The sequence below is a fragment of the Rhizobium sp. PDO1-076 genome, assembly GCF_000247475.1.
Lineage (GTDB): Bacteria > Pseudomonadota > Alphaproteobacteria > Rhizobiales > Rhizobiaceae > Allorhizobium.
The window spans coordinates 1-20,063 of the sequence record NZ_AHZC01000377.1 but is presented as its reverse complement, the minus strand read 5'-3'; the positions used below and the strand labels follow the sequence as shown (position 1 = coordinate 20,063).

The 20,063-nt window shown below is 60.4% G+C and carries 15 protein-coding genes and 2 pseudogenes; 12 read left to right on the top strand and 5 right to left on the bottom strand.

The window, feature by feature from the left end:
* Positions 1-408 precede the first annotated feature (408 nt).
* Positions 409-2,199, top strand: coding sequence for a methyl-accepting chemotaxis protein (locus PDO_RS17555; RefSeq protein ID WP_007605109.1), 1,791 nt, complete (start codon positions 409-411; stop codon positions 2,197-2,199).
* A gap of 162 nt (positions 2,200-2,361) precedes the next feature.
* Here the strand turns inward: PDO_RS17555 and PDO_RS17550 are convergent, their stop codons facing one another.
* Together PDO_RS17550 and PDO_RS27360 are read right to left on the bottom strand one after the other, a co-directional pair.
* The gene (locus PDO_RS17550; RefSeq protein ID WP_007605107.1) at positions 2,362-3,147 is read right to left on the bottom strand and encodes an SDR family oxidoreductase; all 786 of its coding nucleotides are present in this window, start codon (positions 3,145-3,147) and stop codon (positions 2,362-2,364) included.
* Between the two features lie 52 nt (positions 3,148-3,199).
* Positions 3,200-3,480: pseudogene (locus tag PDO_RS27360) on the bottom strand (sugar-binding domain-containing protein); the annotation flags it as partial.
* Between PDO_RS27360 and PDO_RS17545 the strand changes: the two are divergent.
* The 3 genes from PDO_RS17545 (at position 3,439) to PDO_RS27355 (ending at position 7,191) form a co-directional block, all read left to right on the top strand.
* The gene (locus PDO_RS17545; RefSeq protein ID WP_007605103.1) at positions 3,439-4,596 is read left to right on the top strand and encodes an MFS transporter; all 1,158 of its coding nucleotides are present in this window, start codon (positions 3,439-3,441) and stop codon (positions 4,594-4,596) included. The pseudogene PDO_RS27360 and the gene PDO_RS17545 sit on opposite strands and share 42 nt — an antisense overlap.
* A 10-nt stretch (positions 4,597-4,606) precedes the next feature.
* Positions 4,607-5,722 (top strand): FAD binding domain-containing protein, encoded by a 1,116-nt coding sequence (locus tag PDO_RS17540; RefSeq protein ID WP_007605102.1) that lies wholly within the window; start codon positions 4,607-4,609, stop codon positions 5,720-5,722.
* 525 nt (positions 5,723-6,247) lie between these two features.
* A protein-coding gene (locus tag PDO_RS27355) for an IS630 family transposase (protein WP_244426480.1) occupies positions 6,248-7,191 on the top strand; the annotation gives its coding sequence in 2 pieces (ribosomal slippage) (positions 6,248-6,572 and positions 6,572-7,191; 945 coding nt in all).
* An 88-nt stretch (positions 7,192-7,279) separates the two neighbouring features.
* Here the strand turns inward: PDO_RS27355 and PDO_RS29490 are convergent.
* Both PDO_RS29490 and PDO_RS17520 read right to left on the bottom strand, forming a co-directional pair.
* Positions 7,280-7,648 (bottom strand): helix-turn-helix domain-containing protein, encoded by a 369-nt coding sequence (locus tag PDO_RS29490; protein WP_007605095.1) that lies wholly within the window; start codon positions 7,646-7,648, stop codon positions 7,280-7,282.
* A gap of 96 nt (positions 7,649-7,744) precedes the next feature.
* Positions 7,745-8,209, bottom strand: a complete 465-nt coding sequence (locus tag PDO_RS17520) for an Lrp/AsnC family transcriptional regulator (protein WP_007605093.1) — start codon at positions 8,207-8,209, stop codon at positions 7,745-7,747.
* A gap of 158 nt (positions 8,210-8,367) precedes the next feature.
* Between PDO_RS17520 and PDO_RS17515 the strand changes: the two genes are divergently transcribed.
* Entirely contained in the window at positions 8,368-9,381 is a 1,014-nt protein-coding gene (locus PDO_RS17515; RefSeq protein WP_007605092.1) for a 1-aminocyclopropane-1-carboxylate deaminase, read from the top strand.
* Positions 9,382-9,582: 201 nt separating this feature from the next.
* Positions 9,583-11,900: pseudogene (locus PDO_RS17510) on the top strand (transketolase-like TK C-terminal-containing protein).
* A gap of 38 nt (positions 11,901-11,938) precedes the next feature.
* Here PDO_RS17510 and PDO_RS17505 read toward each other — a convergent pair.
* On the bottom strand, positions 11,939-12,631 hold the full coding sequence (locus tag PDO_RS17505) for a GntR family transcriptional regulator (RefSeq protein WP_007605084.1): 693 nt from the start codon (positions 12,629-12,631) through the stop codon (positions 11,939-11,941).
* A gap of 173 nt (positions 12,632-12,804) precedes the next feature.
* Here PDO_RS17505 and PDO_RS17500 point away from each other — a divergent pair, with 173 nt between their 5' ends.
* The 6 genes from PDO_RS17500 to PDO_RS17475 all read left to right on the top strand — a co-directional run.
* Positions 12,805-14,334: an ABC transporter substrate-binding protein gene (locus tag PDO_RS17500; protein ID WP_007605082.1), complete on the top strand. Its 1,530-nt coding sequence runs from the start codon at positions 12,805-12,807 to the stop codon at positions 14,332-14,334.
* A 118-nt stretch (positions 14,335-14,452) separates the two neighbouring features.
* Positions 14,453-15,370 (top strand): ABC transporter permease, encoded by a 918-nt coding sequence (locus PDO_RS17495; protein ID WP_007605080.1) that lies wholly within the window; start codon positions 14,453-14,455, stop codon positions 15,368-15,370.
* A gap of 1 nt (position 15,371) precedes the next feature.
* On the top strand, positions 15,372-16,274 hold the full coding sequence (locus PDO_RS17490) for an ABC transporter permease (protein WP_007605078.1): 903 nt from the start codon (positions 15,372-15,374) through the stop codon (positions 16,272-16,274).
* Positions 16,274-17,929 (top strand): dipeptide ABC transporter ATP-binding protein, encoded by a 1,656-nt coding sequence (locus PDO_RS17485; RefSeq protein WP_007605076.1) that lies wholly within the window; start codon positions 16,274-16,276, stop codon positions 17,927-17,929. The genes PDO_RS17490 and PDO_RS17485 overlap by 1 nt, the downstream gene beginning before the upstream one ends.
* Positions 17,930-17,938: 9 nt before the next feature.
* Complete coding sequence (locus PDO_RS17480; RefSeq protein ID WP_007605074.1) at positions 17,939-19,321, top strand: M20 family metallopeptidase; 1,383 nt, start codon at positions 17,939-17,941, stop codon at positions 19,319-19,321.
* 3 nt (positions 19,322-19,324) lie between these two features.
* A partial coding sequence (locus PDO_RS17475) for a sulfite exporter TauE/SafE family protein (protein WP_007605072.1) occupies positions 19,325-20,063 on the top strand: 739 nt, incomplete at its 3' end.

Sequence of the window (20,063 nt, the reverse complement as noted above, 5' to 3'; positions counted from 1 at the left end):
CCCGGTTGGATGTCGTTCAGGGCGCTTGCCTGTGTGACTTCTCATCAAGAGCTGCCAGTTCGCGGCGATCAGCACCAGATCGAAACAGGAGAGCTGGTGAGACGTGAAGTCACGATTCTCGGCACCTTGGCAATTCAAGAGTTTAAACTGTCGTTCGTCCAGTCGTCCCTTGGTCGCCTCGCAGATATCGTGGGTTGCGGGACCATTGAGTGTATTCGCTCTGGGATATGCTTCGTTTTTGACGATTGACAAGAATTGTCGAAAATACGCAACAATGGTGCGCTCCCATCAGAATATTCACATATCGTAAACAGCTTGCCCCGACAATTCACACCATCAAATCTGAGGAGGCACCCGAAACGTTTCGTGCGCATCCCAGGTTGTCTCATCACTCACTAGGGGGAACATATGTTGGGTTTTGGTGCCGGTTCAGATGCAAAGGGTGTACTCGAAGCGATGAGCAAGTCTCAAGCGATCATCGAGTTCAAGCTTGACGGAACGATCATCACGGCGAACGAGAATTTCTGTCGGGCGCTGGGTTATCAACTCTCGGAAATCGTCGGGAAGCACCACAGTGTTTTTGTGGATCCCGCCGAGGTCGCAACAGCAGATTATCGGGATTTTTGGAGCAAGCTCGGGCGCGGTGAATATGACCGCCGCCAGTATAAGCGCATTGCTAAAGATGGCCACGAAGTCTGGATCGAGGCGTCGTATAATCCAGTGCTTCGCGGGGGCAAACCCTACAAGGTGGTCAAGTTCGCTACCGATATCACCGAACAGAAGCTGAAGGCCGCCGAAGATAGTGGCAAGCTCGATGCGATCTCCCGTGCACAGGCCGTGATCGAGTTCACGCCAAAGGGTGACATTCTCACCGCCAACGAGAATTTCCTCTCAACGCTTGGATACCAGCTGTCGGAAATCCAGGGCAAGCACCACTCGATGTTCTGCGAGCCGAGTTACACCAACAGCGAAGAGTACCGTCTCTTCTGGACGAAACTGGAAAACGGAGAATTTGTCTCCGACGAGTTCATGCGCCTCGGGAAGGGCGGCAGAAGGGCATTTATCCAAGCGTCCTATAACCCGATCTTCGATATGAACGGCAAAGTGTTCAAGGTCGTGAAGTTCGCAACCGATGTCACCACGCGTGTCGGCAATGTCGACCAACTGGCTGCTGCGCTTAAGGCCTTGTCCGAAGGCGATTTGACGCAGATGGTGAGCAATCCCTTCCTGCCTGCGCTCGAAAAGCTCCGCGTCGACTTCAACGGAGCTTCGGCAAAACTACGGGGCACCCTGCAGACAATTTCTCAGAATGCCGGTGCGATCGCCGCGGCATCTCAGCAGATTCAGTCGGCGTCGAATGATCTGTCGAGGCGCACAGAGCAGCAAGCTGCGTCAGTCGAAGAGACCGCAGCGGCGCTGGAAGAAATTACCACGACCGTCGCTGACTCCAGCCATCGCGCGGAGGAGGCCGGTCAACTGGTACGCAAGACCAAGGAGAACGCAGAGCATTCTGGCAATGTCGTGGGGCAGGCCGTTGAAGCTATGGGCAAGATCGAGAAATCGGCGTCGGAAATCTCAAACATCATCGGTGTGATTGACGAAATCGCGTTCCAGACAAACCTTCTGGCGTTGAACGCCGGTGTTGAAGCGGCTCGCGCCGGAGATGCCGGTAAGGGCTTCGCTGTTGTGGCCCAGGAGGTTCGCGAACTCGCCCAACGGTCGGCCAAGGCGGCAAAAGAGATCAAGGAATTGATCAACACGTCGAATGAACAGGTCAAGAACGGGGTAACCTTGGTAGGCAATACCGGCAAAGCTCTGGTGGAGATCGTCTCTCAGGTCGTCCAGGTCAACGGAAATGTTGGTGCCATTGTCGAGGCATCGAAAGAACAGGCAACGGGCCTGAAGGAAATCAACACTGCCGTCAACACGATGGATCAGGGTACCCAACAGAACGCGGCGATGGTCGAGGAAACTACGGCTGCGGCCCACAGTCTGGCACGCGAAGCAGAGCAACTGTTCGAACTTCTAGGTCAGTTCAACATCGGGACAGCGGCCGCACCATCTCGGGTTGCACCGGTTGCCGCGAACCATCGTTCTCGACCGGTCGCGTCCCCGGCGCGCCAAATATCGGCAAAAGTTGCCCACGCATTCAACGGCAACGCTGCGCTGAAAGGGGGAGACAGTTGGGAGGAGTTTTGATGTCGCGCTGGGCCTCACTGGTCGGTTCGCCTGCGGTCGATTGATGAAACCTCTGGAATGCGCATTAGTTCCTGAACGAAGACATCCATGAAACCCAACCTCAAAGCACGAATGGCAAATCCGGAGGATCACGAAGGACGGAACATCACCTACAAAGCAGCTTCATGACATGATAAGCCCGCCATCGATATTGATGGTCTGGCCGGTGATATAGGCGGCGTCCTTGGATGCGAGAAATGCAACAAGGGCGCCGACCTCTGCGGGCGTACCGGCGCGGCCCATCGGTATGCCTTCGACCCATTCGGCCATCAGTTCGCCTGGGCCGTATTCGCCCAGCATCTGGCCCCAGACGCGGTCGTTGTAGTCCCACATTTCGGTGTGGATGATACCTGGGCAGATCGCATTTGCCGTGATGCCTTCGCGGGCCAGCTCCTTCGCAAGGCTCTGGGTCAGGCCGACAACCCCGAACTTGGAAGCGGCATAATGCGGCGTGTAGATGAAACCCTGCCGCGCCTGGCCGGACGCGGTGTTGATCAGGCGCCCTTTGATGCCGCTCGCACGGAAGCGGCGGATCGCCTCCTGGCAGCACAGGAATACTCCTTTCGTGTTGACGTCGAGATTGAGATCCCACTCCCGTTCGGTCAGGTTCTCGACTTTGGCGATCGTGATGACGCCGGCGTTCTGTACCGACACGGAGAGAGGGCCAAGCTTGTCTTCCGCCTCTTCGTAGGCTGCTTTCACAGCCGTGGCGTCGGTCACGTTCAGAACGATGCCGATGACCTGCGCGCCGGTTTCTTTCGCGAGTGCTGCCGCCGCTTCGGGCGTGTCCTTGTCGATCGCAGCGATGGCGACCTTCGCGCCTTCCTCGGCAAAACGTCTGGCGATCCCACCACCGATGCCCTTGTTGCCGCCCGTGATGAACACGGCCTGATCTGCAAAACGTCTCATGGTTCTTCACTCCCAATTGCGCAGCAGATCAGCCAGTCCGTCTCGGATGAGATCAGGCCGTCAGTCTGGCTGCCGTGAACTTGTCTGTAACAAACACGTCGATGACGCCCAGTTTCAAGGCGCCGGCGATCGCCTGCGTCTTGGATTCTCCGCCGGCCAGCGCCATGACGCGGTCGGTCCGTTTCAAGTCTTCCGCGAAATCCCGATGACCCGCTCGTTGAGCGGCGTCTCCTCGGGTTTTCCGTCCTTGTCGTAGAAACGATAGGAAATCTCGCCCACTGCGCCTGCGTCATGCAGCATGGCCATTTCCTGGCGGGAAAAGACATTGCCGTTGCCAACATTTACTACAACCAGCCTATGCTCGGCATTATCGAGGCCGAGTTCCAGCATCAGCCGATCACCGGCATGGTGCCAACGGCGACACAACTGGGCTACGCGCTGGGGCTCTTCCTGCTCTTGCCGCTGGGTGACCTTGTCAATCGCCGGCGTATGATCATCGGCCAGTTCGTGGTTCTGGCCGCAGCCTTGGTTCTGGCTGCACTGGCACCGACTGCCTGGATGCTACTTGCAGCCTCTGTCATTGTCGGGGCCTGTTCGACCGTTGCTCAGCAGATCGTTCCCTTCGCCGCATCGCTGGCACCGCCGGAAAAACGCGGCGCCACGATCGGCACAGTCATGGCAGGCGTGCTGTCGGGTATCCTGTTCAGCCGCACCCTGTCGGGTTTCGTCGGCGAACATGCCGGCTGGCGGGAGATGTTCTGGATCGGCGTGCCGCTTGCCCTTCTGGCCGCGGGTCTGATGTTCGCGGTCCTGCCGCATCACCGGCCGACATCAACGCTGCGCTATCATCAGGCTCTCCGTTCTCTCGGTCAGCTCTGGAAGCTGCATCCGGCACTCAGGGCTGCGACCGTCATTCAGGCATTCCTGTTCGCTTCCTTCACGGCCTTCTGGACAATCCTGGCGCTTTATCTCGCAGGACCGAACTTCCAGCTGGGGGCGGATGTCGCCGGCCTGTTCGGGATTGTCGGTGCGGTCGGCATATTCGCAGCACCGCTCGCCGGCCGGGTCGCGGATAAAAGAGGACCGCATTTCGTCGTCTGGTTCGGGGCGGCACTGACCATCGTCGCCTGGCTGATCTTCGGCGCATGTGCATCCATCGTCACTCTGGTCGTCGGCGTCATCGTGCTGGATTTCGGCATCCAGAGTGCGCTGATCTCCAACCAGCACATCATCTATGCGCTCGACGCCGATGCGCGCAGCCGCCTCAATACGATTTTCATGACGGGTATGTTCCTCGGCGGTGCGGCAGGTTCGGCGATGGCGACATTGGCATGGGGCGAGGGCGGCTGGCTTATGGTGAGTGCGCTGGGTGCGGCCCTTGGCATCGCAGCCTTCGCAGTCAAGTTCGCGCATCATCGGCAGCACAAGCCCGCTGTGGCTGGGCAGTGAGGAGCGACAGATGGAAAAGCTCCGTATCAGGATCGTCGGTGGGTCGCTCGCCGGTCTCTTTGCCGGCATCCTGCTACAAAATGCCGGCCATGATGTCCGCGTCTACGAGCGCTCAGTGAGTGGTCTTGCCGGCCGGGGCGCAGGCCTGGTCGGCCAGAGCGACCTGCTGCGCATTCTTCGACTGATAGGATGCGAGCAAGTAGCCCATGTCGGCGTGGTCGCCAAGGAGCGCATCTATCTCAACCATGACGGCAGCATCGCCCAGACCGTTCACATGCCGCAAACCCAGATCTCCTGGGACATCCTGTTTGATACCCTCGCCTGGCGTATCGCCCCTGGAAGCTATGTCCTTGGTCGGCAGGTCGTGGACGTCGTAGATGGAGCGGGCGGCGCCGAGTTGATCTTCGACGATGGCACGCGAGAGACTGCGGATCTCGTCATCGGCGCGGACGGTCTCGGCTCTGTCGTGCGCCGGGCGGTCAATCCGGAAGATCATCAGAACCACTATAGCGGCTATGTCGCCTGGCGCGGATTGATCCCGGAGACGAGCCTTCCCTTGGATGCGGGGCTGCTGCTGGATCGCTTCGCCTTCCATGTCCAGCCCGGCGTGCATGTGCTTGGTTACCTGGTGCCGGGCTCGAAGGGGGAAAGGCAAAACGGCAGCCGTCGTTACAACTGGGTCTGGTACCGCAAGGTGCTGCAGAGTGAACTTGCCGGGACATTCACGGATATGGACAACCGCAGGCACGCATTTTCTCTGCCGCGTGGTGGCCTGTCCCGCGATCGTCTGGAGGCCTTGCGCGACGATGCCCGACAGATTCTGCCGCACCAGTTTGCGCTGGCGGTCGCAGCCGAGCCGAGCCCATCGATCCAGGGTATTTTCGACTATGAGGCGCCGCGCATGATCGGCCGGTCGATCGCGCTGATCGGCGATGCTGCCTTCGTCGCACGGCCGCACACGGCCATGGGTGTGTCGAAGGCAGCAGGCGATGTCATGGCCTTGAGCAACTGTCTCGCGCGGGAGCGTGATCTCACTACAGCCTTGCAACGCTATGAAGCGGATCGCATCGTCGTCGGTCGAGACATCGTCGCCTATGGTCTGCAACTGGGCGCATCGGCGCTCTGACTACGAGGCGGATGCCTTGCGTAGAATGAAAAACGACCCGTCTGCCTTGCCGACGGGTCGCGCGCATTTGGGGAGGGCGATGCATTTAAAGAGGGGTGCTTGTGGAGTACTCCTGCTGTTCCGATTTGGTTAGTAAAATCAGTAAGTTATATTGAGGAAATGGAAGGGGGTATGGCTCTGGTGCCTGCGGTAACTGACTGGCAGTGATTATCTCGCACGATCATGTCCAAGCATCCCGAGCCTGGCAGGGTCATCATTGATCATCATTTTCTGCGGGTCAATACGCTGCTTAGGAGCCATTAGGGTCGAACAATCGCGAGATGGATTCGACTACTAGGAAAGGTGACTGGAGGTGAATTGAGGCGTGGAGGCGCTGATGCTTCACAGCTCGTGCCGGGAAATCGCGGTTTCAGCGCGCGTCACACACTTAGAGCACGTCCATTGAACGCGGAATCGCGTTGAGGATTCCCCCGGTGGCCAAATTCTGATTCCATGGCTCCGACTGGTGATTTGGTCGGAGGCAATATGACCCGAGCTTTCAGTGATGATCTGCGTAACCGCGTTCTGGCTGCGTCACGGGATGGCATGTCGGCACGCTCAGCAGCGGCCCGATTTGGAATCGGCATTTCAACGGCCATCGCGTGGATCGCCAGCGCACGGGCGGGTCGGTTGACGCCTGCGAAGCAGGGCCGACGCGGCGGCTCGCGCCTGGATGCTCACGAGGACTTCATCATCGGCATGATCGAAGATGAAAAGGACATCACGCTTAACGAGATGGTTCTGCGATTGCATGAGGACAGAGCCGTATCGATCGACCGCAGTGCGCTTGACGTCTGGCTGCGAAAGCGCGGCTGGACTTTCAAAAAAAGACCGCACATGCACTGGAGCAGGACCGTCCTGACCTGCTGAAACGTCGCCAGGACTGGTTCGACGGCCAACTCGACCTCGATCCGGCGCGCCTCGTCTTCATCGATGAAACCGGCCTGAGCACGAAAATGTCTCGGCTTCGCGGACGGGCCAATTGCGGAGATCGCTGCCGCTCACCGATCCCGCACGGGCACTGGAAGACAACGACATTTACCGGCGCGCTCAGGCTATCCGGCATGACCGCGCCCATGGTCCTCGACGGTGCGATGAACGGCGTCGCGTTCCAAGCCTATGTCGAACAGGTTCTCATTCCAACCTTGGTGCCGGGCGACATCGTCATCATGGACAACCTGCCGGCACATAAGGCGGAGGGCGTGCGTCTCGCAATCGAAGGCGCGGGGTGCCGGTTGCTCTACCTTCCTCCCTACAGTCCAGACTTCAACCCCATCGAGAAGGCCTTCGCGAAGCTCAAGGCCGTCTTGCGCGCCAAAGCTGAGCGAACGGTCGAGGGCTTATGGAATACCGTCGGCCAGATCGTCACGCTGTTCGAACCACAAGAATGCGCCAACTACTTCAAATCGTGCGGATATGACCCCGAGTAAAGCGGACGCGCTCTAGATATGGGAGTGAAAATGCACGCGAGCCGTGCCGAGGGCCGTTCCCATGAAATATGCGGCTGGCTTAGGCGGCTTAGTCGCTGACACCAATATCATGCGCATTGTTGCAGGCCACCATGTGCTTTCGGTCCCATTCCTCCAAGGCCAGCCTTGAATAAAGCACGGCTTTTCCGATCTTGAGGAACGGGGTCCCCACCCGCATAGCACGCCAGTTCCGCAACGTGCCTACGCTTATGGCTTCGCGATAGCGCTCAGCGACCTCTTCCGCAGTCAGGTACATGGGCTCGTCCATCACGGCGACTCCGGTAAAACCGTGGCATTCATCGCCACCGGTACCAACCATGACGACGCGGTTGGCATCGCCAAAGAGTTGAAGCAAAGAAGTGCTTATGGGAATGCGAATTTCCAGGCATTTTCGAGACATGAGGGCAAAACTGCCCATTCAAAACGGTGTTCTCGAACTATGGCGTAGTATCACGGTCGAGTGTTGCGCCCGCCGCCTGAGCTCGCTTCCGATTCTGCCTGCTGGAAGCACCTGTCAAAAGTTCAGCGGCGCATTGTCGACCACTTCCTTCATCACGAAAAAAGTGCGGGTCTGACGCACGCCGGGCAGGGCGATCAGCTGTGTGCCATGGATGCGGTTGAAATCCGCCATGTCGCGGACGCGGATCTTCAGGAAGTAATCGAAATCGCCCGCGACCAGATTGCAATCCAGCACAAAAGTCAGCTTGGCCACAGCCTTTTCAAAGGTGCCGAAGCTTTCCGGTGTCGAGCGATCCAACACCACGCCGACCATGACCAGCGCACCGCGGTCGACCTTCTGCGGCTCGACCATGGCTCTGACCGACTTGATATAGCCCTCTTCGAAAAGCCGCTGGGTGCGGCGATGACAGGTCGCGGCGCTGACATCGACCATTTGCGCCAAATCGGCATTGCTGAGCCGCCCGTTGTTTTGCAACAGCCGGAGCATTTTCAGGTCGATGCGGTCCAGTTCCGTGGCCATGAAAGAATCTTCCGAAAATACGAGAATGACGGAATATATGCAATTCCTATCTGGATTTTGAATAGATTTCACGAAATATCAAGTTCAACTTAGAGAGCACCTTTCATCCGAGCAATGGTAGCGTTTCCTCTGTGTCATAACAAGCAGAAGGGGATCCCATGCTGGAAAAATTCGAGCGCTATCCGCTCACATTCGGACAGACCCATATCGAGAAGCTGGAAAGGCTCTCGGAGCATCTCGGCGGCAAGGTCGAGCTCTATGCCAAGCGCGAGGACTGCAATTCGGGTCTGGCCTTCGGTGGCAACAAGCTGCGCAAGCTCGAATACATCATTCCCGATGCGATCGCCTCCAATGCCGACACGCTGGTCTCGATCGGCGGCGTGCAGTCTAACCATACGCGGATGATTGCCGCCGTTGCCGCCAAGATCGGCTTCAAGTGCCGGTTGGTGCAGGAGAGCTGGGTGCCGCACGAAGATGCCGTCTACGACCGGGTCGGCAATATTCTGCTGAGCCGGATCATGGGCGCGGATGTGCAGATGGTGGATGAGGGCTTCGATATCGGCATCCGCCAGAGTTGGGAAGATGCCATCGAGGACGTCAAGGCCAAGGGCGGCAAGCCCTATCCCATTCCGGCCGGGGCTTCGGTGCACAAATACGGTGGTCTCGGCTATGTCGGCTTTGCCGAGGAGGTGCGCGCCCAGGAGGCCGAGCTCGGCTTCAAGTTCGACTATATCGTCGTCTGCACGGTGACCGGTTCCACCCATGCCGGCATGACGGTCGGCTTTGCCATGGATGGCCGCGAGCGCAATGTCATCGGTATCGACGCTTCGTTCACGCCGACCCAGACCAAGGCTCAGGTCTTGGAGATCGCACAACGCACCGCCGAACTCGTCGAGCTTGGCCGTGACCTGACATTGGACGACATCATCCTGATCGAGGATTATGCCTATCCGGTCTACGGCGTGCCGTCCGACGAGACCAAGGAGGCCATCCGGCTCTGCGCCCGCCTCGAAGGCATGATCACCGACCCGGTCTATGAAGGCAAGTCGATGCAGGGCATGATCGACCTGGTCAAGAAGGGTTACTTCCCAGAAGGCTCGAAGGTGCTTTACGCCCATCTCGGCGGTGCCCCGGCCATCAATGGCTATGCCTATACGTTTCGCAACGGCTGACGCCTTGCTAGGGCCACCCGGCCGGATGATCATCCGGCCGGGTGTTGCAGACATGGGAACGGGATCCGGCCAGAGCAAGGCGAAAAGCCGCCGGCGGATCCTCATCAGGCGTGAACGCGTGACTGGGAGACGGTCGTGACAAGCACCGATATCGCAATTCTGAAATCCATCGAGAAGCAGGTGCTGTGGCTTGCCTGCTGGATGATCCACAATGCCAATCACTTGCGCGAAAAGGGTGAGGTCAAGGTCGGCGGCCATCAGGCCTCCTCGGCCTCGATGGCCTCCATCCTGACGGCGCTCTATTGCCATGTGCTGGGCCCGGAGGATCGCATCGCGGTCAAGCCGCATGCTTCGCCGGTGTTTCATGCCATCCAGTATCTGATGGGCAACCAGACCCGCGACAAGCTCGAGAATTTTGTGGTTTCGGCGGTGCGCAGTCCTATCCGAGCCGCACCAAGGATATCGACGATGTCGATTTCTCCACCGGTTCGGTCGGCCTCGGCGTCGGCGTGACGGCCTTTGCGTCGATGGTACAGGATTACATCGCCGCCAGACCCTGGGCGCAGAAGCGTCCGCTCGGGCGGATGATTGCCCTGGTCGGTGATGCCGAGCTGGATGAAGGCAATGTCTACGAGTGCTTGCAGGAAGGCTGGAAGCATGACCTGCGCAATACCTGGTGGGTCATCGACTACAATCGCCAGAGCCTTGACGGCGTGGTGCGCGAAGGTCTGTGGCAGCGTATCGAGGCTATTTTCAAGGCCTTCGGCTGGGATGTCGTGATCATCAAATACGGCGCGCTGCAGAACGCGGCGTTCGCCGAGCCGGGTGGAGCGCGCCTGTAGGACTGGATCGACGCCTGCCCGAACCAGCTTTATGCCGCACTGACCTTCCAGGGCGGGGCCGCCTGGCGGCGCCGACTGCTCGACGAGATCGGCGACCAGGGCGGCGTGGCGGCGCTGATCGAGCGGCGTTCCGATGCCGAACTGGCTGACCTCATGAACAATCTCGGCGGCCATTGCCTGACGGCGCTGACCGATGCGTTCGACAGCATTGACCACGACAGGCCGACGGTCTTCCTGGCCTATACGATCAAGGGCTGGGGCACGCCGCTTGCCGGTCACAAGGACAATCATGCCGGCCTGATGACAACAAGCCAAATGGCCGATTTCCAGGCGGCGATGCAGGTTGCACCCGGCGCGGAGTGGGACCCGTTTTCGACAATGGTCGACAGCGCCGATGCAAAGGCTTTCCTCGCCCGTGTACCATTCTTTGAGCCGGGGCCTCGACGCTTCAAGGCGGAGCGCATTGCGACAGCGGGGCCGGTCCTGCTGGAGGATCGCGTTCTGTCGACGCAGGCCGGCTTCGGCAAGATCCTCGATGCATTGGCAAAGACCGACACGGCATTGGCCGCCCGGATCGTGACGACGGCCCCGGATGTCACTGTCTCGACCAATCTCGGCCCCTGGGTCAACCGGCGTGGCCTGTTTGCCCGCGATGCGCGGGCCGATACGTTTCGCGACGAACGGGTGCCGTCCGCGCAGAAATGGCATTTCTCGCCGGAGGGGCAACATATCGAACTCGGCATTGCCGAGATGAACCTCTTCCTGCTGCTGGCTGCCGCCGGTCTCTCCCATTCGCTGTTCGGCGAGCGCCTGCTGCCGATCGGCACGGTTTATGATCCCTTCATCTGCCGCGGTCTCGATGCGCTGAACTATGCCTGCTACCAGGATGCCCGCTTCATGATCGTCGGCACGCCGTCCGGCATCACGCTGGCGCCGGAGGGCGGCGCACACCAGTCGATCGCCACGCCGCTGATCGGTATCAGCCAGGATGGGCTGGCGAGTTTCGAGCCGGCCTTCCTCGACGAACTGGCCATCATCATGGACTGGTCTTTCGATTATATGCAGCGCGATGGCGACGGTCAGCCGGACGAACGCACCTGGTTGCGCGACGAGACGGGCGGCTCCGTCTATCTGCGGCTGACGACGCGGCCGCTCGAACAGCCGGCGCCGCGCAGCGACCCGCACTTCCGCCAGGGCGTCATCGATGGTGGCTATTGGCTGAAGCCTCCCGGTCCGAATGCCGATGTCGTGCTGGTCTATCAGGGCTCTATCGCGCCGGAAGTGATTGCGGCGGCCGGGCTGCTCGGCGAGAGCCGACGGGATATCGGCGTGCTGGCCGTCACCTCCGCGGATCGCCTGAACGCCGGCTGGACCGCGGCCCAGCGGGCACGGCGGCGCGGCGTCAGCCGGGCATCCGGTCATGTCGAGACCCTGCTCGCCGACCTTCCGCCCCATTGCACCCTTGTTACCGTCACCGACGGGCATCCCGCAGGCCTTGCCTGGCTTGGTGCCGTTCACGGCCACCGGACGATACCGCTCGGGGTCGAGCATTTTGGTCAGACCGGCACGGTACAGGATCTCTATCGCCACTACGGCATCGACAAGGCGGGCATCGTCAGGACGATATCCGGTCTGACGATGGGGGCTGCGGTGTCAGAGCTTCTGCTATTTCCATGATGTTCGGCGACGCGGCTGCCCGAAATCGGCGGCAGGTCTCACGAGGCTTGCCGGCCAGAGGCCTCCCGCTCTCCGCTCATCGATTGGCGGTATTCCTCATAGATACTGCCCTGGACGCGGATATGGTCGCGCATCACGGAATCGGCACGCGCCGCGTCGCCCGCTTCAAGGGCCAGCAGGATTTCGCGGTGCTCCATCATCGACTGCGACAGGCGGTCGCCGAAGGAGAGCTGCGCCTGCCGGAAGGGCTTGAGGCGCCTGTGCAGATTGCCGGCTTCTTCGGCCAGGAAGCCGTTGCCGGACGCCTCGTAGATCATCGTGTGAAACGTGGCGTTTTCGACATAGTAGCGCTTGTAGTCCTGCGCCTGAAGGGCTGCTTCGCAGGCAGAGGCGGCTTTGCGCAGAAGCAGCAGCTGCGCCTTGGTGATGCGGCCGGCCGCCAGCCGCGCACACCAGGCTTCGACCTCCGCCATCACTTCGAACATTTCCACAAGTCGGGTGAAGTCCGGCTGGCGCACGAAGGCGCCGCGATTGGGGATGAGTTCGATGAGGCCCGTCGCCGACAGAAGACGCAACGCCTCGCGCAAAGGGGTGCGCGATACGCCGAAATCCCGGGCAAGGCGCACTTCGTCGAGGCGCTCGCCATCCTTGACCTGTCCTTCGGCAATCATCGTCTCAATGCGCTCATAGAGCACGTCGGCCGTTGGCGTTTTTGATGCGGCTAAGTTCATGGCGGTCCTCCACGCATATTGTCGTGTGATCTGGGGAATTTGACAAGCGGCGTATGCAATTATCCAAACATGTGCGCAATAGAAGAATATTGTATACAAACATAGAAAAGTGAGTACGATAAATCCATAAACCGCAAAGGCCTATAAAATAGGCAAAAATAAGGGGAATGAGAATGAAATTGACAAAGACTACGGCCGCCGCCGCCGCCGCCGCCGCTCTTCTGCCCGCATTCCTGTTTGCAAGTTCCGCCTGGGCCGGTAAGGCGGACGACACCGTCTCCATCGCGTTTGCGAAGGAACTCGAGCATGTCGATCCCTATTTCAACACGGCGCGCGAGGGCATCCTGCTCGGAAACGCCGTCTGGGATGGGCTTCTCTATCGCGACCCGGCGACCGGAGAGTATGTCGGCAATCTGGCGACCAGCTGGACCTGGGTGGATTCCACCACGCTGGAGCTGACGCTGCGCGAAGGCGTCAAGTTCCACAATGGCGAAGCCTTTGATGCCGATGATGTCGTCTTTACGCTGAACTTCACGGTTGATCCGAAGAACGGCGCCAAGAACAAGGTGGCGACGGGATGGATCAAGCAGGCCGAAAAGATCGACCAGTTCAAGGTGCGCATCCTCACCAACGGGCCATTTCCCGCCGCTCTCGAATACCTGGCCGGCCCGGTCATCATCCATCCCGATGAATATTACAAAGCCGTCGGCCCGGCCGGCGTTGCCACCAAGCCGATCGGAACGGGTCCTTATAAATTCGAGACCGTCGAACCGGGCAAACATTTCGTGCTGAAGCGCAACGAGGGCTATTTTGCCGCTGCCAAGCCGAAAGCCAAGGTCGGCACCATCGATATTCGCACCATCCCGGACATCAACACGCAGATGGCCGAGCTTTTCAACGGCACGATCGATCTGGTCTGGCAGGTTCCGTCCGACCAGGCCGACAAGATGACTGGCCGCGACAGCTTCCAGGTGATCAATGCCCCGACCATGCGCGTCGGCTATCTCTCACTCGACGCGGCCGGCCGCTCGGGCGACAAGAACCCGATGACGAACCTCAAGGTCCGCCAGGCGATCTATCACGCGATCAACCGCGACGGTATCGTCGCGGCGTTGATGAAGGGCACGACGGAAGTAATTAACAGCGCCTGCTCGCCTAGCCAGTTCGGCTGCGACAAGGACGTTGCGACCTATGCCTACGATCCGGCAAAGGCCAAGGCGCTGCTGGCGGAAGCCGGCTATCCCGACGGCATCGAGGTTGAATTCTATGCCTATCGCGACCGGCCGCTGGCCGAAGCGATGATCGGCATGCTGGCCGAAATCGGCATCAAGGCCAATCTCAACTACATGCAATATGCGGCACTGCGCGAAAAGCGCATCAAGGAAGGTGCGCCACTTTCCTTCATGACCTGGGGCTCCAACTCGATTGCCGATGTCTCGGCCATTACCAGCGAGTTCTTCACCATGGGCGGCGAAGATGACGCACGCGACAAGAGCCTGTCCGATCTGCTGGAAAAGGCCGATTCCTCGATCGATTCGGTCGAACGTAAAGCGCTCTACACACAGGCCCTCTCGGTGATCGCCGACAAGGCCTATTGGGTGCCGTTGTGGAACTATTCCACCAACTACGTCATGAGCGGCGACATCTCCTTCACGCCGACCCCGGACGAACTGGTGCGTTTCTATGAGATCGGCTGGAAGTGACATCTGCACCGCTGGGCCGGGACGCCGCCTTCCGGCGACCCGGTCCGGATTTGAGCTTCCTGTTTGAGAGGCATGTCGAGATCGCAAAGCCGCGAGACCGCCTGCTTGAGGGTTTCAGATGCTGAAATTTGTCCTGACCAAGATCGGCATGGCGGCGCTGGTTGCGCTGACGGTGTCCTTCATCAGCTTCATTCTTCTGTTCATGGCCGGCGATCCGGCGATTGCCATTGCCGGTGAGGGCGCTTCAGGAGAGGTGATCGCCGCGGTTCGCAGCCAATACGGTTTCGACCGACCGTTGCTCGTTCAGTATGTCGACTGGCTGATGCGTGCGCTCTCCGGCGATTTCGGCATGAGCTATTACTTCAAGACTCCAGTCTCGGGCATGATCGCCGAACGGCTGCCGGTGACGATGACCATCGGTTTTCTCGGCATGAGCTTCGCCCTGCTGCTGGCTATTCCCATGGGCGTTCTGGCCGCCGCCTTTCCCAATACGCTGATCGACCGGCTGGCGCTCGGCATTGCCGTCGTCGGGCAGGCGATCCCGAGCTTCTGGTTCGGCCTCATCCTGATCGTGGTCTTCTCGGTCAATCTCGGATGGGTGCCGGCCTCCGGAACCCGGCAATGGACCGGCTACATCCTGCCGATGATCGTGCTCGGCTATTACGCGACGCCGGCCATCATGCGGCTGACACGAGCCGGCATGCTGGACGTGCTATCGGCCGACTATATCCGCACAGCAAGAGCCAAGGGGATCAAGCCTCGGCGGGTTTTGTTCAAGCATGCCCTGCGCAACGCCATCATCCCGGTCGTCAGCCTGGCGGCGGTGCAGCTTGGCTTCATGTTCGGCGGTTCGGTCGTGGTGGAAACCATCTTCGCGCTGCATGGAGCGGGTTACCTGGCTTGGGAATCGATCTCCCGCAACGATCTGCCGACCATGCAGGCGCTCATCCTGATCTTCGCGATGTTCTACATCACCTTCACTTTCCTCGCCGATGTCTTGAACGCATGGCTCGATCCCCGCTTGAGGACTGCCTGACATGAGCCACACCTCTCAAACCATCAGCCCCAGTCTTCCCGCGGCATCGCCGGCGCCATCCCGTCTGCTGGCCCGCAAGGCCCTGAAGCATCGCGGCTTCATGGTCGGTTTCTCGATCCTGCTGTTTGTCGGCCTTACGGCGCTTTTCGCGCCGCTGATCGCCCCTTATGATCCCTACAAGCAGGATCTGCTGGCACGACTTGCTCCACCGGTCTTTCTGGGCGGCGACTGGAAACATCTGCTCGGCACCGATGCGCTGGGCCGGGACTACCTGTCGCGACTGATCTATGGCGCTCGCGTCTCCCTGCTGATCGGTTTTACCGCGGCTCTGATCTCCGCTGTGATCGGCACGACGCTCGGTGTTCTGGGCGGCTATTTCGGCGGCAAGGTCGATGCGGTGGTGATGTTCATCGTCTCGGTACGGCTGGCTTTGCCGGCAACGCTTGTGGCGCTGGCGGTGGTTGCGCTGTTCGGCGGATCGTTGACCGTTGTCGTGTCCGTGCTCGGCATGCTGCTCTGGGATCGTTTCGCGGTGGTGCTGCGCAGCGCCACGATGCAGGTGCGTCAGATGGACTATATCGCGGCGGCCGAAGTTTTGGGCGCCAGCCTGCCGCGCATCCTCTTCAAGGACGTGCTGCCGAATGTGATGAACCAGCTGATCGTCGTCGTCACGCTCGAAATGGCCCACGCCATCATCCTGGAAGCAGCACTGTCCTTCCTTGGGCTCGGCGTGCAGCCGCCAACACCGTCCTGGGGCCTGATGATTTCCGAGGGCAAGGAAATGCTGCTGTTTGAAAGCTGGCTGATCACCATTCCCGGCATCGCTCTGTTCATCCTTGTGTTTTCCATCAACATGCTGGGCGACGGCATTCGCGACGTGACCGCGCCGGAGGGCAGGAACTGATGACCCACGCAGCCACACCCGTCCTGTCGATCCGCAACCTGACCATAGACCTGCCAAAGGGCGGCGATCGGCCTCATGCCGTCAGCAACCTGTCGCTCGACATCCACGAGAACGAAATCCTCTGCATCGTCGGGGAATCCGGCTCAGGAAAATCGATCACCTCCTTTGCCGCCATGGGTCTCCTGCCAAAAGTCCTGAAACCGTCGGCGGGCGAAATCCTCTTTGAAGGCCGCGATGTGCTGAAGCTGTCCGAGGCCGAGCATGCCGGCCTGCGCGGCAGCCGAATGGGCATGATCTTCCAGGAGCCGATGAGCGCGCTCAACCCGTGCTATACGGTCGGCAACCAGATCGAGGAAGTCTTCGAGGCGCATGCGCAAATGTCCAAGACCGAGCGCCGGGCGCGGACAATGGAGCTTCTGAAGGAGGTGCGTCTTCCCGACCCCGAACGCCTCTATCATGCCTATCCGCATCAATTGTCGGGCGGTCAGCGCCAGCGCATCGTCATTGCCATTGCGCTCGCCATGGGGCCGCGGCTGCTGATTGCCGACGAACCGACCACGGCGCTCGACGTGACGACGCAGGCGCAGATCCTCGACATGTTCAAGGCATTGAAGGAAAGCCGCAAGGCCGGCATCCTTTTCGTCACCCATGATTTCGACGTGGTGGCTGAACTCGCCGATCGGGTCTTGGTCATGCAGAAAGGCGTGGTCGTCGAGCAGGGCACCGCCGAGCAGGTGCTCAACAGCCCGAGTCATCCCTATACGCGCATGCTGATCGATGCCGTGCCGAAGCGTCACGGTATCAAGGGCAATCCTGATACGTCTGCACCGATCGCGCTTCGGGTCGCCGGCATCGAAAAGACCTATTCGACCGCCCGGACGATGTTCAAGCCGGCCCGCAAGGTGCATGCCGTCAAGCCGACGGACTTTACCGTTCTGGAAGGCCAGACGCTTGGTATCGTCGGGGAATCCGGGTCCGGCAAGACGACCCTGGTGCGCTGCCTGATGGGGCTTGTGGAGCCTGACGAAGGGTCCGTCTGGATCGGCAATTCGAGGCTGGAAACGACCACCGCGGCTGGACGGCGCGAGTTCAGGAAACATATCCAGATCGTCTTTCAGGATCCCTATGGATCGCTCAATCCGCGCCGCAAGATTGGCGACCTGCTGGTCGAGGGGCCGGTCAATTTCGGCGTGCCGCGCAAAGAGGCCATGGAAAAGGCCCGAGCGCTTTTGAAGATCGTCCGGCTGGAGGAGGACGCGCTCGATCGCTATCCGGCGCAGTTTTCCGGCGGCCAGCGCCAGCGCATCTCGATTGCCCGCGCCCTGATGGTCGAGCCGAAAATCCTGATCGCCGATGAAGCCGTGTCGGCGCTCGACGTTTCCGTACAGAAGGACGTGCTGAAGCTGCTCGACGACATTCGCAAGGCCGTTGGCCTGACGGTGATTTTCATCACCCACGATCTGCGGGTGGCAGCCGAAATTTCCGACCATATCCTCGTCATGTCGAAAGGCGAGGTGGTGGAATATGGCACGGTCGATGACGTTTTCGGCAATCCGCAACATTCCTATACGCGCCAACTGCTCGCTGCCATGCCCGGCCGCGGCTGGGAAGCGCCAGATATGGCAGCCCTTGGGCCTGCCGACGCAGCGAGGTAAGTGCATTCCATGGACAGAACACAACTGATCGAAGCCGCCACCCATTATGTCGATGGCGGAGGGCTGGTCGCAGATCTGGCCGCGCTCGTGGCGCGCCGCTCCGTCAGCCAGTCGGAAGGGCGGCGGGAGGATCTCTACGCCTATCTGCAGGAAGATATGCAGCCCCTGCTGTCGGCCATGGGCTTTGCCGTCGAGACTTTCGACAATCCGCGCGAGGGCGGGGCTCCGCTGCTGATCGCCAGCCGCATCGAGGACGAAAGCCTGCCGACGGTTCTGGTCTATGGCCATGGCGATGTCTGCAACGGAGAGGCCCATCGCTGGCGGGACGGTCTCGAGCCCTTCACCCTGGTAAGAGAAGGCGACAAGCTTTATGGCCGCGGCACGGCCGACAACAAGATCCAGCATCTGATCAACATCAAGGCGCTGGAACTGCTGATCCGCGAAAAGGGCCGGCTCGGTTTCAATGCCAGGATCATTCTTGAAATGGCCGAGGAGACCGGCTCCTTCGGGCTACGCGAATTCTTCACGGCCAACCGGGAACGGCTGGCGGCCGATGTGCTGATCGCCTCGGACGGCCCGCGTCTGGCGGTCGACACGCCGACCATGTTCATGGGGTCTCGCGGCGGCATGTCGATCAATCTGATGGTCAATCTGCGGGACGGCGACCATCATTCCGGCAATTTTGGCGGATTGCTGGCCGATCCCGCCATCATCCTGGCCCAGGCGATCGCGACGATCACCGACGCCCGCGGCCAGATCCGAATTCCCGAATGGCGCCCGACCAGCCTGACGCCCGATATCCGCGCCACGCTCAGCGATCTGCCGCCACGCCGTCACGATGCCGAATGGGGCGAGAGCGATCTGACCCCGAGCGAGCGCGTCTTCGGCTGGAATTCCTTTGCCGTGCTCGCCATGTCGTCCGGCAATATCGATGCGCCGCAAAATGCCATTTCCGGCTCGGCGCGGGCTACCTGCCAGCTACGCTTCGTCGTCGGCACAGACATGGACGACATCATCCCCGCGTTGCGCCGCCATCTCGATGCCCATGGCTTTCCCATGGTCGAAGTTCGTGCCGCCCGCGGCGAGGCGTTCCGGGCGACCCGGTTTTCGCCGGATCATCCATGGGTGCGTTTTGTCGAGAATTCGCTCACGCGCTCAGCAGGAAAGCCGCCGCACGTGCTGCCCAATCTGGCCGGTTCGCTGCCCAACGATGCCTTTACCGACATCCTCGGGCTGCCGACCATCTGGATTCCGCACTCCCATGCCGAATGCGGCCAGCACGGCCCCAACGAGCATGCGCTGGTGCCGATTGCCCGTGAAGGCATGCAGGTCATGACGGCGCTGTTCCTCGATATCGCCGAAAATGCCGCAAGCCTGAAACAGATTGCCTGATCGATGGATTTTGTTCTGCTCTTTATCTTCCTGGCCGCCACCGGTGCCGTATCCGGCCTGATTGCTGGCATGCTCGGGATTGGCGGCGGTGTCGTGCTGGTGCCGGTGCTCTATTATGTCTTCGAGTTCCTCGGCTATGAGAGCGACCGCCTGATGCAGGTCTGTGTCGCCACCTCCGGCGGCACCATCATCTTCAACTCGGCACGCTCGGTGCTGATGCATCATCGGCGCGGCGCGGTCGACTGGTCCGTGCTGAAGCGCTGGGGACCGGCCATTTCTCTCGGCGCGCTGGCCGGGGTGGTCGGTGCCGCTTCGCTGCGTTCGGCCAATCTGTCGGTGATCTTCGGGGTGATCGGCATGCTGCTCGGGTTCTACATGTTGATCAGCCGGCCCCTTTGGAAACTGTCGGACACCCTGCCGGGCCGGGCGCTGGCCAGTGTCTATGGTCTGGTCATCGGCTTTTTCTCGGCGATGATGGGCATCGGTGGCGGCTCCTTCGGCGTGCCGGCGATGACGCTCTATGGCATGCCTGTGCAGAAGGCAGTGGCGACGTCCTCGGGCTTCGGGCTGCTGATCTCCGTGCCATCATTTATCGGATTTCTGATTGCCGGCTGGGGCCTTCCCGGTCTCCCGCCCTATACGATCGGCTTCGTCAACCTGCCGGCTCTGGTCGTCATCGTCGCCATCTCGATGACCACGGTGTCGCTCGGGGTAAGGCTGGCGCATTACCTGCCGGCTGCCG

Excerpts from the sequence above, each read along its gene's own strand:
- PDO_RS17555 (WP_007605109.1), top strand. The coding sequence starts at position 409 with ATGTTGGGTTTTGGTGCCGGTTCAGATGCAAAGGGTGTACTCGAAGCG.
- PDO_RS17550 (WP_007605107.1), bottom strand. The coding sequence starts at position 3,147 with ATGAGACGTTTTGCAGATCAGGCCGTGTTCATCACGGGCGGCAACAAG.
- PDO_RS17545 (WP_007605103.1), top strand. The coding sequence starts at position 3,439 with ATGCAGCATGGCCATTTCCTGGCGGGAAAAGACATTGCCGTTGCCAAC.
- PDO_RS17540 (WP_007605102.1), top strand. The coding sequence starts at position 4,607 with ATGGAAAAGCTCCGTATCAGGATCGTCGGTGGGTCGCTCGCCGGTCTC.
- PDO_RS29490 (WP_007605095.1), bottom strand. The coding sequence starts at position 7,648 with ATGGGCAGTTTTGCCCTCATGTCTCGAAAATGCCTGGAAATTCGCATT.
- PDO_RS17520 (WP_007605093.1), bottom strand. The coding sequence starts at position 8,209 with ATGGCCACGGAACTGGACCGCATCGACCTGAAAATGCTCCGGCTGTTG.
- PDO_RS17515 (WP_007605092.1), top strand. The coding sequence starts at position 8,368 with ATGCTGGAAAAATTCGAGCGCTATCCGCTCACATTCGGACAGACCCAT.
- PDO_RS17505 (WP_007605084.1), bottom strand. The coding sequence starts at position 12,631 with ATGAACTTAGCCGCATCAAAAACGCCAACGGCCGACGTGCTCTATGAG.
- PDO_RS17500 (WP_007605082.1), top strand. The coding sequence starts at position 12,805 with ATGAAATTGACAAAGACTACGGCCGCCGCCGCCGCCGCCGCCGCTCTT.
- PDO_RS17495 (WP_007605080.1), top strand. The coding sequence starts at position 14,453 with ATGCTGAAATTTGTCCTGACCAAGATCGGCATGGCGGCGCTGGTTGCG.
- PDO_RS17490 (WP_007605078.1), top strand. The coding sequence starts at position 15,372 with ATGAGCCACACCTCTCAAACCATCAGCCCCAGTCTTCCCGCGGCATCG.
- PDO_RS17485 (WP_007605076.1), top strand. The coding sequence starts at position 16,274 with ATGACCCACGCAGCCACACCCGTCCTGTCGATCCGCAACCTGACCATA.
- PDO_RS17480 (WP_007605074.1), top strand. The coding sequence starts at position 17,939 with ATGGACAGAACACAACTGATCGAAGCCGCCACCCATTATGTCGATGGC.